The sequence below is a fragment of the Nocardia abscessus NBRC 100374 genome, assembly GCF_000308455.1.
Taxonomy (GTDB): Bacteria; Actinomycetota; Actinomycetes; order Mycobacteriales; family Mycobacteriaceae; genus Nocardia; species Nocardia abscessus.
In genome coordinates this window covers 68,614-81,803 of sequence record NZ_BAFP01000080.1, presented here as the reverse complement: position 1 = coordinate 81,803, position 13,190 = coordinate 68,614, and the positions used below count along the sequence as shown (strand labels likewise).

Here is a 13,190-nt window from a genome sequence, read left to right as displayed (position 1 = left end):
CGGTGCTCCACCATTCACCCGCTCGTTCGCATTAGGCTCTGGTCATGAAGGTCTTCGTCGCGGGATCGACCGGCGCGATCGGACGATATGTCGTCGCGGCAGCGGTCGACGCAGGCCACGAGGTGACGGCATTGGTTCGCACCGAGGAGAAGGCGGCCGCGGTGCGCGCCCGAGGGGCGAGACCGGTCACGGCGTCGTTGTTCGATCGAGACGAGTTGAGCGCCGCGATCGCCGGACACGACGCCGTGGTGAACATGGCCAGCGCTCTGCCCTCGGTCGCACAGTTCATGTCCGACCGCGCTTGGCGCAGAAACGAGCATGTCCGCATCGACGGGTCCACGGCCCTGGTCGATGCCGCACTGGCCGCCGCTGTCGACCGGCTGATCCAGGAATCGGTCAGCATGATCTACCCGGACAGCGGGGCCGAGTGGATCACCGAGGACGTCCCCGCCGACCGCTACCCCCGCGCGGTGTGCAGCATCGTCGCCGAGGGCAACGCCCATCGCCTCACGGCGGCGGGCGGAAGCGGGATCGTGCTGCGCTTCGGCGTCTTCTGCGGCGCCGGCGCCGCCCACAGCGAACAGATGCTCGCCATGGCCCGCCGCCACATCGCGCCGGTCCTGGGCCGCGCCGACGCCTACATCTCCACGATTCATCTGACCGACGCGGCAGCGGCCGTCGTCGCGGCGCTCACCGCCCCGGCGGGCACCTACAACATCGTCGACGACGAACCGCTCACCAAACGCGAGTACGCCACCGCCCTGGCCGCGGCCGCGGGCAAACGGCCCTGGCTGCGTGTCCCCGGGCGGGCCGCGCTGCTCGGCGGTCACCGGCTCACGTCCCTGACCCGGTCACTGCGGGTGAGCAACAACCGCTTTCGCGCCGCCACGAACTGGTCTCCGCGCTACCCGAGTGCCCGCGAGGCGTGGCTGGCCACCGCCGATCCTGTCGGCAGCGGTTTGTCCGAGGTGTAGGAGTCGGCCGCGGATCGAGCATTCGGCCGCTTCGGAAGCCGCGTCGCCGGCGGGCGTCCCGGGGACATCGACGGGCGCGGTTCCCGGCAGTCCGTCCATGACGTTGCTGAGGGCTCCGAAGTTCCGTTCCACCGGCGCCGAGCACAGACGGTCGTCAGGTCGTCACAGGCTCGGTGACGCGGCGCACCGGGCGGATACGGATGCCGAACTCCGGGCGCAGGTTCACCGAGGCCAGCGGCACCACCGGGTGGCTGTCGTCGAGCTCGAGCCGGAAACGCTGCACCGTCATGGCCAGGATCAGCACCATCTCCGTCATGGACATGTCCTTGCCCAGGCAGATGCGCGGGCCGCCGGAGAACGGGAAGAACGCGAACTTGTGCCGCTCGGCCACCGCCGCGTCGGCGAAACGCTCCGGACGGAATTCCTCCGGGTCGTCCCACAGCCGCTTGTCGCGGTGAATGTAGTACATGCACAACGTGACTCGCGCGCCCGCGGGCACGTGGTAGCCGCCGATCTCGTCATCGGCGATCGGCGTGCGCTCGACGATCCAGGCCGGCGGATACAGCCGCATGGTCTCCTCGATCACCATGCGGCAATAGCTCAGCTGCGCCAAGTCCGAAAACGCCGGGGTGCGATCGCCGATCGCCGCGCGCACCTCCTGCGCCAGTCGCTCCTGGATCTGCGGGTGGGTGGCCAGCAGGTAGCACGCCCACGACAGCGCGTTGGCCGGGGACTCGTGACCGGCCACGAGCAAGGTCTTGATCTCGTTGAGCAGATCCTCCTCGCGCATGCCCTTGCCGCCTTCGTCGCGGGCGCGCACCAGCGCGGTGAGCACGTCGGTGGTGTCGCCGCCGCGGCGGCGCTCGTCGATGAGATGGCGCACCACGTCGTCCAGTTCGCCCACCTTGCGCGCGACCCGGCGGGCCTCGGGCGTCGGGAAGGACTGCGGCAGCTTCACCGGCGCGTTCACCCGCTTCATGATCAACCCGAATGCCGCGCGCATCGCGTCGGTGACCTGACCGGTGTCGGTGGACAAGTCGATGCTGAACAGAATCCGCCCGGTGACCGCGAGCAGCAACTTGACGTAGTCGTCGTAGATGTCGCGGAACTCCCCGGCCGCGGCGTCCCAGCCGTCGAGCATCGCCGCAGCGCTGTCGGTGATGTCGTCGGCGAAACCCTTGACGTGTGAATGGGAGAACGCCGGGGAGATGAGCTTGCGCTGCGTGCGCCAGTACTCCAGGTTGTTGGTGGTCAGCTGCCCGTCGCCGAGCAGGATGCTGAACTCGTCGTAGATCGGGCTCTTGCGGTAATTGGTGTAGTTGTCCTTGAGCACGTACTCGGTCATCGCGGGGTCCGCGACGAGGTAGACCAGCATCGGGCCCGCCTTGACCCGTACGACGTCGCCGTAGCCCTCCAGCAGCGCGCCCACCGTCGTCAGCGGGTTCTTCGCCAATTTCGGCAGCATGCGTCCGGTTTCCACCAGACCTGGCCCGGGTGCTTTCATGGTCCGACCTTTCACTTCAAGAGCCTGGCGTGCTTGCGCAGCTGGTTCAGGTAGTCCTGTTTCTCCACCACCAGCGGGTACTGGTCGGCGTGATAGAGCCGCAACCCGGCATACAGGTCGGGCTGGCGGCCCTGGGTGGCGCGATCGAAACGCTCGACCCGCCGCGGATCGCTCGCCTTGGCCCGCAGGTACTCGGCGACCAGTTCGGCCTGTTTCTCGTAGACGTCCCAGTGCGAGCCGATCGGCCGCACCATCCCGACCACGAACAGGTCGCGGGTGTGGGGCGGAAAGATGTTCAGATACAAGCCCGGTCGCAAATTGTCCCCGGCCCAGTTCAGATGGTCTCGCTCGACCACGGGATAGTTCGGGACGAACCCCGTGGCCAGCACCACCAGGTCGACCTTCTCTTCGGTGCCGTCGGTGAAGGTCACCCGGTCGTCGTCGATCGCGGCGACGTCCGGCTTGGGCGTGATGTCGCCGTGGGTGTAGTGGTGGTGCAGCTGGTCGCCGAGCATCGGGATGACGATGCCCTCGCCGAAATCGGGCACCGGAAGCCCGAACGAGCGGGAGCGGCCACGCAGATACGAGAACAGCCGCTCGAAGGCCCGCTTGCGCAGCGGCCGCCACATCCGGCCCTGCAGCATGCTGTCGGTCGGGCGGCCCAGCATGTACTTGGGCATGCAATAGAACCCGCGCCTGCTGCTGTGCAGGGTCAGCGCCGCGTTGACCGCGCAGTCGGACAGGATGTCGGCCGCCGACTGCCCCGCACCGATCACCAGCACCCGCTTGCCGAGCACCTGTTCGGGATGCCGGTACTCGCTCGAATGCAGGACGGGCACCGTGCCCGAGCCGGGAATGTCGATGCGTCGCGGGCTGCGGTCGTGACCCGTGGCGATGACGACCCCCGCGTACGACCGCTCGGACCCGTCGGCCAGCGTCACCGCCCAGCCGTCCGCGCCGGGTTCGATCCGCTGTACCGAGGTGTTCAACCGGATGCGCGGCCACAGGTCGAAAGCGTCGGCGTAGGAGTGCAGATAGCGCAGCACGAGTTCGTGGCCGGGGTAGTCGGGATAGTCCTCCGGCATCGGAAATCCGGAAAACGCCTGCACGCCTTTGGATGCGATCACGTGCGTGTTGTGGCTGACCGGTGAGTCCGGCCGTCGCGCGTCCCAGATACCGCCGATCCCGTCGGCCGCCTCGAGCACCTCGAAATTTAGACCGTGCGCGGCGAACCCGCGTGCGGTGGCCAAACCGGCTGCGCCCGCGCCGATCACGCAATACGTGCTCATCTGTTCCCTCCCCGCTGCCGCCCGCGGGCCGGACCGCTCATGCTGTGTCGTTCGTCGGCAGCAACGGGACCTTGCGCGGTCACGCTGCGCCGCGGCCTCCGGGCTTGACCGCTCATACCGCACCGACCCGTTCGGTCCGCGGCGATTGCGCGGGCGGCGCCGGTTCCGGGTCGGTGCCCGCGCTCGCCCGCCACGCCACGACGAAGCAGGCGAGGTAGATGACCGTCTGCGCCACCAGCGTGAAGTAGACGTTCTCGTTGTAGACCGCGACGATCAACCAGACCACGGTGAGCAGGGCGACGGTGCGTTTGCCGCCGCGCATCAACCCGGCGTACACCGCCAGCATCCACACCGCGCCCACGGCGATGTACACCCACGGCCCGAACGGGGCGCGGAACGACGCCAGCGTCAGCACCGCCAGCCAGATCGCCAACTGCTCGGCGCGCACCCGCGGCCCTTCCGCCCCCGCCGACAGCCGCCGTTGGATGCGGACCGCGGTGACCGCCACCAGGATCAGCAACAGCAGTGTGTAGATGTTGGTGATCACTCGTGCGGGCCCGGTGGGATCGCCGATATCCCAGCCCATGATGTTCGCCTTGTACGGCAGCCCGAACGGCGAATAGTTGACCAGCTGGTTGGCCCGTTCCACGAGCACGAACTGGTGGAACTCGCCGCTGGCCAGCCGCTGCCAGGTGCCGTCGGACAGGAATTGCCGCCACGGCTCCCAGCCGAAGATCGCCAGCGTGGCCAGCGAGTACAGTCCGCAGAACGCCGCGGTCCACACCGCGGGCCGCCAGCGTCGCTGGACCAGCAGATAGACCAGCAGAATCGCCGGGGACACCTTGGCGATGATCGCGAACGCCAGCGCCGCGCCGCCGAAGACGTTGCGCCGCAAATGGAACAGGACCATCGCACCCGCGCCGCCGACATACAGCACCAGCACGTGGATGTTGCCGATCTGCAGGGTCGCCAGCGTGGGCAAGCTGATCCACACCACCGGCGTCAGCGCCGCCAGCACCCCGCCCTGCCTGCCGCCGATCCAGCGGGCGATGGCGAACATGGCCAGCAGCACGATCGCCACGTACAGCGAGTACCACAGCGCGCGCAGCGTGGCGAAGTCGTGGCTGAACAGCAGCAGCAACCGCGGCAGCAGCAGGAACGGCGGCGGGTACAGGTAGGCGTCGCGATCCTGCGGGGCCACCGCGGGCAGCACCGAATCCGCCTGCGGTGATTCGTAGCGGTGGCGGTCGTAGAGGCCGGCGGGATCGTGCTCGGCCATGAGCGCACCGCTGACGTAGCCGGACAGGTGGGACTTCTTCACCAGGAAGTCGTCGTCGGCCGACAGCGAGGCGTCCACGTTGTCGGCGTCGAGGATGAACTGCGTCAACCGGGCCAGCACCGCGACCACGAGCAGGATCGCCACGCTCCACAGCACCCGCACCACGATCGGTTTGCCGCGCACCACCTCCCGCCACTCGGCGGGCACCGCAGGCACGCACAGCACGAACAGCGCCGCGGCGCACACGACGCCGAGCACGGCGGTCACCGGCCCGGGCAGGCCGGTGAGCGCGAGCACGATCAGCACGACGGGGACGAGAATGCCGACGACGAACACCGCGTACATCGCGGCGTAGTAGTCGAGCGAACCCCGGAACCTGGTCCAAGTCCTGGATATCATCTGCAACCTACGGCTTTCGGTTCCCGCGCCGCCCGGCTCGGGCGCGCGGATGGTCTATCTGGTCGCTGCTGCGGCGCGCTCGGCCAGCAGCGGAACGACCTGGTTCACCACGTCGTTCGGTGTGGGCGCGGCGCGCAGGTCGGCGCCGATCTGTTCGGCGGCGGCACGGAAGCGGGGTTCTTGCAGCAGGGTTCGGATCGAGCCGGTGAGCGCGGCGATGTCACCTTGACCGGCCGGGGTCTCGGCGGCCAGTCCCGCGCCGGTGCGCACCACGCCCCTGGCGTAGTCGAACTGGTCGAACATCTGCGGCAGCACCAGTTGCGGCACGCCGAACCAGCCCGCGGTGAGGCCGGTGGTCGAGCCGCCGTGGTGCACGAGCAGATCGCAGCCGGGCAAAAACAGGTTCAGCGGCACCTCTTCCACGACCCGGACATGCTCGGGCAGTTCGCCCACCGTGGCCCGGTCGCGTCCGGTCAGCGCGACGACGACCTCGGCACTGTCGATGTCGCCCAGCGCCGCGAGCACCGACTCCAGCGGCCGCGGTCCGGTCAGGCCGAGCGTGCTGCCGCCCATACAGACCGCGATCCGCTTGCGGCCGTGCTCGTTGCGATGCCACGGCGGCAGTGCGCCGGTGCCGTTGAACGGGACATACCCGAGCGGTATGCCCGGCGCGGCATCGGGCGCCTGCAGTGGCCGCGGGCAGATGTCGAGCACGGCGACCGGATCGGCCAGCCGGGTGCCTGCCTCCTCGGCGAGTGCGGCGGTGCGCTCGGTGAAGGGGCCTCCGGTGGGGTCGATCCCCCAGCGGTGCACCAGCACCGGCAGATCCAGTTGCGCGCCGAGCGCACGGCCGATGGTGGCCAGCGGGTCGGTGAGGATCACCTCCGCCGCCCAGTCGGTGGCCACCGCGGCGAACGTGTCGAGGTACTGGCGGGCGTGGTTGTGCCAGTTCTGCGCGGCGACCTGCCACAGGCCCTGCCCGCTGGACCGGTCGCGGTCGGCGAACAGCGGAAGTGGGAACATGGCCGGATTCACCTGGGTACGCAACTGGTCCATCGGCACGTTCAGCGCGGTCAGCTCGACGGCGTTGAGTCCCGAGCGCAGTGCCGTGGCCGTCACGTCGTTGCGTGAGGCGACCAGCACTTCGTGCCCGGCCAGCCGCAGCGCCCAGCAGAACGGCACCATCGCGAGCAGGTGGCCCGACGAGGGCACCGGCACGACAAGAAACTTCATCCGATCACTCCTTCGGCTTCATCCACTCCATCGGATTGGTGTGCCGAGGCACCCATGATGGAGCCGATTGCTCGGCGTTGCGGCGTTTTTCGATGACCACGATGTTGTGGTAGAAGTGCAGCGCTCCGATCCATTCGTCGAAAGCGCCCGCCGCGCGGCCGGATTCCTTCTCGAATTCCTGGTGGTGCAAGGCATCCACCAGGGTTTTCAGGTAGCCGATGGTGGTGGCCGGATCGTCGGTCGCCGTGCTGCTTCCGCCCCACCCCGACCAGTAGGAGGTCTGGGTGTCCTCCACCACGTACAGCCCGCCGGGCCGCAGGTGCGCGAACAGCGCCCGGAACGAGGCGATCACGTCACCGCTGATGTGGCTGCCGTCGTCGATGATGATGTCGAACGGACCGAGCGAGCGGCCGAGTTCGTCGAGGAACGCCGGATCGCCCTGGTCGCCGCGCAGCGGTTGCAGGCGCGGCTCGGCGATGCCGGACTTGTCGAAGTAGTCCAGTCCGAACACCAGCCCGCGGCGGAAGTACTGTTTCCACATCCGCAGCGACGCGCCGCCGACATCGGGCGCGGTGTATCCGCCGATGCCCAGTTCGAGTACCCGCACCCGGCTGTCGCGCAGCGGTGCGAAGTGCCGCTCGTAGTGCTGGGTGTACCAGTGCCCGCCCCACTTGTCCGAACCGAAGTACAGCGACAGCGCGTCGAGGTCGTAATGGTGCGGGCGGCACGCGGTGACGATCCGGTCGGCGGCGACCGCGGCGGCGTCGCGCGCCAGCCGCCACGGGTCGTCCGGGGCGAAACTGCCCGGCCCCGGCTCGTCCTTGATCGCGATGGCGCGAGTGCCGAGGACGGTGTCGGGTGGGCCGTAGACCGCGCGCAGCAGCTCCACCAGATCCTGACGCACCACCAGCCACGGATCCTCCAGGGTGCCGGGCGCGATCGCAGGGTCGTCGGCGCCGAAGGTGACCAGATAGTCCAGCTGTTTACCCTCGTGGGCCAGCTCGAACACCGCGGTCACCGGCTGCCGCGGCTGGGAGCCGTGGCTCGCGCGCCAGGCGATCTCCTTCAGCACCGCGTCGGCGACGGTCTCGGTGCCGATCTCACCGATCCGGGCGGCGGTCTCCTCGTAGACGCCGTCGGCGACGGAGATCAACTGGGCGGCAACGACATTCTCGTCGTTCAGGGTCACGTCATCCATCCGTTCCGCCGGTGGGCACCGGCTTCGATTCCTCCGCCGGGCGCACGCCCTCGGCCACGAGCATGGCCCGTACCATGCCGTGGAAGTCCACCGAAGGGCGCCACCCGGTCCGCTCGCGCAGCCTCGTCGCGTCGCCCACCAGCGGCTGCCTGCTGCGGGTGAGCATCGAGGAGCGTTCGCGGACATGGTCTTTCCAGTCCAGTCCGGCCATGCCGAACGCGGCCGCGCAGAACTGCGCGACCGTGTGGTGTTCGCCGGTGGCGACGACGAAGTCGTCCGGCTCGTCGAGGGCCAGGATCCGCGTCATCGCCTCGACGTAATCCGGCGCGTATCCCCAGTCGGCGCCGGCGTCCAACCGGCCCACCTCCAGCGTGCCGATCTCGCCGCGCTGGATCCGCGCGACGGCGCGCACGATCTTGCGCGTGACGAACTTCTCGGCCCGCAAGGGTGATTCGTGGTTGAACATGATGCCCGCGGCCGCGAAGACGCCGCGGGCGCGGTAGGCGCGGCAGGTCAACAGGCCCGCCGCCTTGGTCACTCCGTAGATCGAGTCCGGTCGCAGCCCGCTGTTCTCGTCGCACACCGCGGCGCCCTCGGAGCCGAAGACATGCGAGGAGGCCGCGTAGAACAGGCGGGTGCCGGTGCGGTGACGATCGATCGCCTCCGCGAAATGTTGCACCGGCAGCGTGTTCACCCGGTGCGAGGCGCGGGCCAGCTCGTGCGGGTCGCCGTGGTCGTCCTGCGAGGAGTGCTGCACCGCCGCCAGCAGGTACACCTGCTCGGGGCGTTCGGACGCGACCAGCCGCTGCACGGCGGCCGCGTCGGTGATGTCGACCGGGCCGTCGCGGCCGATCCGCAGCACTCGCTCACCGCGCGCGGCGAGCAGGTCCGACAGCAGTGTGCCGTCCTGCCCCGCCGCGCCCGTGACGACGATGGTCATCTCACACCACGTCCAGTTCCGGCAGCGGGAACACCAGCCGCCCACCCGCCGCGCGGAAGGCGCTCTCCCGCTCCAGCATCATGGTGCGGAAATGCCAGGGCAGCACGAAGAACTGGTCCGGTGCCAGTGCGCGCGCCTGCTCCTCCGGCACGATCGGTATCGCGCTCCCCGGTGTGAACTTGCCGAACTTGTCGTCGTTGACCTCCGCGATGCACTCCAGGTCCTCCGGGCCGATCCCGCAGTGCTGCAGTACCACGTTGCCTTTGGTGGAGGCCCCGTAACCGAGCGTGCGCAGACCGGCCTTGCGGGAGCGGTCGAAGAAATCCCGGACCTGGTCGCGATGCTGGTCGACTCGCTTGGCGAAGTCGGCGTACGGCTGCGCGGTGTGCAGTCCGAGCGTGGACTCCTCCTGACGCATCCGATCCAGCGCCGCGGCATCGGCAGGCGAGGGCGCGCCCCGCTTGCCCAGGGTGAGGGCGAAGCTGCCGCCGTTGACGGTGTTGCGTTCCACCTCGAGCACCACGAAGCCGCACCGTCGCGCCATCCACTCGATCTGGTCGAGGGTGTAGTACTCCAGATGCTCGTGACAGATGGTGTCGTAGGAGGTCGTGGCCAGCATCGCGGGCAGATAGCTCTGTTCGAGCACCCAGACGCCGTCGTCGGTGAGGCTGTCGTGCACGGTGCGCATGAAACCCAGCGGATCGGGGACGTCGTAGAACATGGCGATCGAGGTGATCACCTTGGCCCGCCGCCCTTCCAGCGCCGATTCGACCAGCTCGCGGGTGAAGTAGCCGGTCACCAACCGCACGTGCGGCGGATAGAACCGGCGGAACTTCTCCCCCAGCGGGTCGATGCCCACGATCGTCGCCGACCCTTCGGGGTAGGCGCGCAGCAGCGTCGCGTCGTTGCTGCCGATGTCGATCACCACATCGTCCGGTGTCAACGGCACCCGCTGCCGGATCCTGGCCACCCGGTGAGCGAGGTGCTCGATCATCGATCGATTCAGTCCGGAGCGGTAGCCGTAACCGGGGGAATACATTTCGTCGAAATCGGCGGTGTGGCGCAACTGCACCAGCCCGCACTCCTCGGGACCGGTGGGCACGCAGCGCACCAGCTCCAAGGGGTAGCGCGGCACCTCGGTCGGAGCGCCGGCCGGGAACACCCCGGTCAACGCCATCGTGCCGAGCTCGACGACCGTCTCGAGCCGGGTGTTCCCGCACACCCGGCAGCACTGCACCGCCACTGCTTGCGTCACACGTTCTCCATATCGTGGGCCACCATCAACTCGACCAGCTCGGTGAAACTCGTGCGGGGGGCCCACCCGAGCTTCTGTCTCGCCTTGGTCGGATCACCGGTGAGATAATGCACCTCGGCGGGCCGGAAGTAGGTCGGATCGACCTCGACCAGCACCCGCGAGGTGCGCCGGTCGATCCCCTTCTCTCCCAGACCCGTTCCCTCCCAGATCAATTCGACGCCGGTGGCGGAGAACGCGGTCTCGCACAGCTCGCGCACGCTGTGCGTCTCACCGGTGGCGATCACGTAGTCGTCGGGTTCGGGCTGTTGCAGCATCAGCCACATCGCCTCGACGTACTCCTTGGCGTACCCCCAGTCCCGGCGGGCGTCGAGGTTGCCGATGAAGAGCTTCTCCTGTTTGCCCTGCGCGATGCGCACCGCACCCCGCGTCACCTTGCGGGTAACGAAAACCTCGCCGCGCCTGGGTGATTCGTGATTGAACAGCGTGCCGTTGACGGTGTACATCCCGTAGGCCTCGCGATGGTTCACCGTGATCCAGTACGCGTACAGCTTCGCCACGGCATACGGCGAGCGCGGATGGAACGGTGTGTCCTCGCTGAGTGCGACGTCGTGCAGGCCGCCGTACAGTTCCGAGGACGAGGCCTGGTAGAACCGGGTCGCGATGCCGGTCTTCCGGATGGCGTCCAGGATGCGCAGGGTGCCGATCGCGTTGGTCTCGGCGGTGAACTCCGGGATCTGGAACGAGATGTGCACGTGCGACTGCGCACCCAGGTTGTAGATCTCCGCCGGGCGTACGTCCTCCAGGATCCGGTTGAGACTGCTGGAATCCATCAGATCCCCGTAGTGCAGGAACAGCCGGCGTTGGGAATGCGTATCGGAATACAGGTGATCTATCCGGTCGGTATTGAAATTCGACGCACGCCGGATAATCCCGTGCACCTCATATCCTTGCTGCAACAGGAATTCTGTCAGATAAGACCCGTCCTGGCCGGTGATGCCGGTTATCAGTGCCTTTCTCATCAAACCTCCAACCCCGAGACTAACCGGTAGCCAAATGGCGGGCAATACCTATCTTTCGGTCGCCGCCGGTATTAGAATTCGATTGCATGAGCGCGGCCTCCGAAAAAACTCTGGTAATGATTCCGACGTACAACGAGCGTCGCAACGTGGGCCCGTTGCTCGCTCAGATCTTGGAACAGGGCAACGATTTCGATGTCCTGTTCGTCGACGACAACTCCCCGGACGGCACCGGCGATGTGCTCGATGACCTGGCCCGACAGCATGCGCCCCGCATCCACGTGCTGCATCGGGCCGGTCGCCAAGGCGTCGGCTCCGCGCACCAGGCCGGTATCCGCTGGGCCTACGCGCAGGGATATCGTCACATCATCACGATGGATTCCGATTTCGCGCATCCGCCGTCGTATCTTCCGGCATTGCGCGCGGCGGCGGACGGTTTCGACATCGTGGTCGGATCGCGATATCTGAAAGAGGACAGCCTCGCCGACTGGACTCCCTTCCGCAAGGTCCTCACCCGGGTCGGGCATTTTCTCACCGTGACATTGCTGCGGATGCCCTACGATGCCACCGGCGCGTTCAGATACTACCGGCTGGACACGGTTCCGGTGGCCGCTTTCGATCGTGTTCGCTCGACCGGATACTCCTTCTTCTTCGAAAGTCTCTACATCCTCGCCGCCAACGGCTTCCGGATCGAGCAGGTGCCGATCCACGTCCTCAACCGCACCGCGGGCGCGTCCAAGATGCGCACCCGTGACGTGGCCACCAGCGTGCGTTTCCTGCTGGTGCTGTGCGCGGAGAAATACCTGCGCCCCGGCAGGCACCGCATCAGTTCGCCCGCGCACCGCTGACCCTCCGCCCGGCCAGCCAGTCGATCACCGCCGCCGCATCCGGCCAGTCGGAGCCGGTGGCGGTGATCGGGAACTGGTCGTCCACATGGTCTTTGGCGAACTCCGACCGCGAGCCCACCGCGTCGCGCACCTCGGCCAGTGTCACCGTGGTGCGTGCGCCGACCTCGCGCAGGCCGGTGTCCGCGAGATGGGCGGCGATCCAGTCGGCGCACCAGTCCACCGGGGCGAAGCTCTGGCGCGAGCGGCCGCTGGCGAACACCGGACGGTCGGCGGCCATGTCCGCCAGCACGCCCTTGCGGTAGTCCCCGCCGTACATCGGGCCGAGGCGCACGACGAGAGTCTCCGCGCCGGAACACAATTGCTCGGCCTCGGCACGGTGCCGGCCGTAGACGGTGTCCAGTTGAGTGCGCGCGGAGATGCTGCTGATCTGCACGAACCGGTCCCAGCGCCACCGCTCGCGCAGCAGGCGCGTCTTGTCCACCGTCTCCTGGCGGTCGGCGCCGGGATTGTGCTCGGCCCAGAAACGTTTCGACGGGCAGGCGGCATTGACCAGCACGTCGTAGCGACCTGCCGTGCGATGCAGTTCGTGGTCGGCGCGCACCACCGGCACCACCTCCCACCGTCCGCTCCTGCCGAGCGCCTCGACCAGCGCGGCGCCCACATATCCCGCGGCGCCGACCACGGCGACACGTAATCGGCTCACATGGCGTCCTTTCCGGTGTGCGCTTCGTAGCGTGCGGCCGGGCTGCGCCGCGTCCCGGCCACCCACGCCGCGTCCACCTCGGCACGAGAGCAGGCCGCCGTGGACGCCTCCCCTCTCCGGGGTGTCGCGCTCATGCGCCGTTGCCTTCCAAGGTGTGCGGCAGCGGCGCCACCTGCACGATCGGCGGATCGCATTCGTCCCACGGCTTGGTCAGCATGGCGACGAACGTCAGCGGGGTGATCGAGTACACCGTGTGCATCACCCCGATCGGCGTGCGGGTGCAGATGCCCTTGCCCACGTGGATGAATTCCTCCGGGCAGTTCGGGTCCTCGTGGTCGTCCTTGGTCACCAGCACGCCATTGCCCTCGACGAACAGCAGGTACTCGACGAAGTGCGGGTGGTAGTGCAGGCCACGCACCTTGCCGGGGTGCATGTAGATCAGGTTGAACTCCAGCAGGGGCTCCGGCGGGACCCAGGTGAAAATGCCGCCGCGGCCGTCGCGGACGGTGTCGAGGTTGCACGAGGGGGTGAGGACTTCGACTTTCATTTACT

General features: G+C 68.1%; 13 protein-coding genes. 2 read left to right on the top strand and 11 right to left on the bottom strand.

Features of this window, described 5'->3' with window-relative positions; translation table 11 throughout:
• The first annotated feature begins 44 nt into the window (after positions 1-44).
• Entirely contained in the window at positions 45-974 is a 930-nt protein-coding gene (locus tag ON19_RS15365) for an NAD-dependent epimerase/dehydratase family protein (protein ID WP_043692084.1), read from the top strand.
• A gap of 154 nt (positions 975-1,128) precedes the next feature.
• On the opposite strand, the gene ON19_RS15360 is transcribed toward ON19_RS15365, so the two are convergent.
• The 8 genes from ON19_RS15360 to gmd form a co-directional block, all read right to left on the bottom strand.
• Complete coding sequence (locus ON19_RS15360; RefSeq protein WP_083899401.1) at positions 1,129-2,478, bottom strand: cytochrome P450; 1,350 nt, start codon at positions 2,476-2,478, stop codon at positions 1,129-1,131.
• Between the two features lie 11 nt (positions 2,479-2,489).
• On the bottom strand, positions 2,490-3,767 hold the full coding sequence (locus tag ON19_RS15355; protein WP_051168915.1) for a flavin-containing monooxygenase: 1,278 nt from the start codon (positions 3,765-3,767) through the stop codon (positions 2,490-2,492).
• Positions 3,768-3,879: 112 nt separating this feature from the next.
• Complete coding sequence (locus tag ON19_RS15350) at positions 3,880-5,445, bottom strand: glycosyltransferase family 87 protein (RefSeq protein WP_043692064.1); 1,566 nt, start codon at positions 5,443-5,445, stop codon at positions 3,880-3,882.
• A gap of 54 nt (positions 5,446-5,499) precedes the next feature.
• A complete protein-coding gene (locus ON19_RS15345) occupies positions 5,500-6,678 on the bottom strand; it encodes a nucleotide disphospho-sugar-binding domain-containing protein (protein ID WP_043692062.1) in 1,179 nt (392 codons plus the stop codon).
• Positions 6,679-6,682: 4 nt separating this feature from the next.
• Positions 6,683-7,867 carry a class I SAM-dependent methyltransferase gene (locus ON19_RS15340; RefSeq protein WP_157229719.1) on the bottom strand — a complete coding sequence of 395 codons (1,185 nt, stop codon included), beginning with the start codon at positions 7,865-7,867 and terminating at the stop codon, positions 6,683-6,685.
• A gap of 1 nt (position 7,868) precedes the next feature.
• The gene (locus ON19_RS15335; RefSeq protein WP_051168913.1) at positions 7,869-8,816 is read right to left on the bottom strand and encodes a GDP-mannose 4,6-dehydratase; all 948 of its coding nucleotides are present in this window, start codon (positions 8,814-8,816) and stop codon (positions 7,869-7,871) included.
• Position 8,817: 1 nt separating this feature from the next.
• Entirely contained in the window at positions 8,818-10,071 is a 1,254-nt protein-coding gene (locus ON19_RS15330; RefSeq protein ID WP_218006424.1) for a class I SAM-dependent methyltransferase, read from the bottom strand.
• A complete protein-coding gene (gene gmd / locus ON19_RS15325) occupies positions 10,068-11,090 on the bottom strand; it encodes a GDP-mannose 4,6-dehydratase (RefSeq protein WP_043692060.1) in 1,023 nt (340 codons plus the stop codon). Before gmd ends, ON19_RS15330 begins: the two co-directional genes overlap by 4 nt.
• 116 nt (positions 11,091-11,206) lie before the next feature.
• On the opposite strand from gmd, the gene ON19_RS15320 reads away from it, so the two are divergent.
• A complete protein-coding gene (locus tag ON19_RS15320; RefSeq protein ID WP_051168912.1) occupies positions 11,207-11,935 on the top strand; it encodes a polyprenol monophosphomannose synthase in 729 nt (242 codons plus the stop codon).
• On the opposite strand, the gene ON19_RS15315 is transcribed toward ON19_RS15320, so the two are convergent.
• The 3 genes from ON19_RS15315 to ON19_RS15310 are packed head-to-tail and all read right to left on the bottom strand — an operon-like array spanning position 11,913 to position 13,185.
• Complete coding sequence (locus ON19_RS15315; protein WP_218006423.1) at positions 11,913-12,638, bottom strand: NAD-dependent epimerase/dehydratase family protein; 726 nt, start codon at positions 12,636-12,638, stop codon at positions 11,913-11,915. The genes ON19_RS15320 and ON19_RS15315 overlap by 23 nt on opposite strands.
• On the bottom strand, positions 12,635-12,772 hold the full coding sequence (locus ON19_RS41905) for a hypothetical protein (protein WP_157229718.1): 138 nt from the start codon (positions 12,770-12,772) through the stop codon (positions 12,635-12,637). Before ON19_RS41905 ends, ON19_RS15315 begins: the two co-directional genes overlap by 4 nt.
• Positions 12,769-13,185 carry a cupin domain-containing protein gene (locus ON19_RS15310; RefSeq protein ID WP_043692050.1) on the bottom strand — a complete coding sequence of 139 codons (417 nt, stop codon included), beginning with the start codon at positions 13,183-13,185 and terminating at the stop codon, positions 12,769-12,771. Before ON19_RS15310 ends, ON19_RS41905 begins: the two co-directional genes overlap by 4 nt.
• Positions 13,186-13,190 lie beyond the last annotated feature (5 nt).

Bases quoted from the DNA above. Each gene is read 5' to 3' on its own strand.
- ON19_RS15365 (WP_043692084.1), top strand. From the start codon at position 45: ATGAAGGTCTTCGTCGCGGGATCGACCGGCGCGATCGGACGATATGTC.
- ON19_RS15360 (WP_083899401.1), bottom strand. From the start codon at position 2,478: ATGAAAGCACCCGGGCCAGGTCTGGTGGAAACCGGACGCATGCTGCCG.
- ON19_RS15355 (WP_051168915.1), bottom strand. From the start codon at position 3,767: ATGAGCACGTATTGCGTGATCGGCGCGGGCGCAGCCGGTTTGGCCACC.
- ON19_RS15350 (WP_043692064.1), bottom strand. From the start codon at position 5,445: ATGATATCCAGGACTTGGACCAGGTTCCGGGGTTCGCTCGACTACTAC.
- ON19_RS15345 (WP_043692062.1), bottom strand. From the start codon at position 6,678: ATGAAGTTTCTTGTCGTGCCGGTGCCCTCGTCGGGCCACCTGCTCGCG.
- ON19_RS15335 (WP_051168913.1), bottom strand. From the start codon at position 8,816: ATGACCATCGTCGTCACGGGCGCGGCGGGGCAGGACGGCACACTGCTG.
- gmd (WP_043692060.1), bottom strand. From the start codon at position 11,090: ATGAGAAAGGCACTGATAACCGGCATCACCGGCCAGGACGGGTCTTAT.
- ON19_RS15320 (WP_051168912.1), top strand. From the start codon at position 11,207: ATGATTCCGACGTACAACGAGCGTCGCAACGTGGGCCCGTTGCTCGCT.
- ON19_RS41905 (WP_157229718.1), bottom strand. From the start codon at position 12,772: ATGAGCGCGACACCCCGGAGAGGGGAGGCGTCCACGGCGGCCTGCTCT.
- ON19_RS15310 (WP_043692050.1), bottom strand. From the start codon at position 13,185: ATGAAAGTCGAAGTCCTCACCCCCTCGTGCAACCTCGACACCGTCCGC.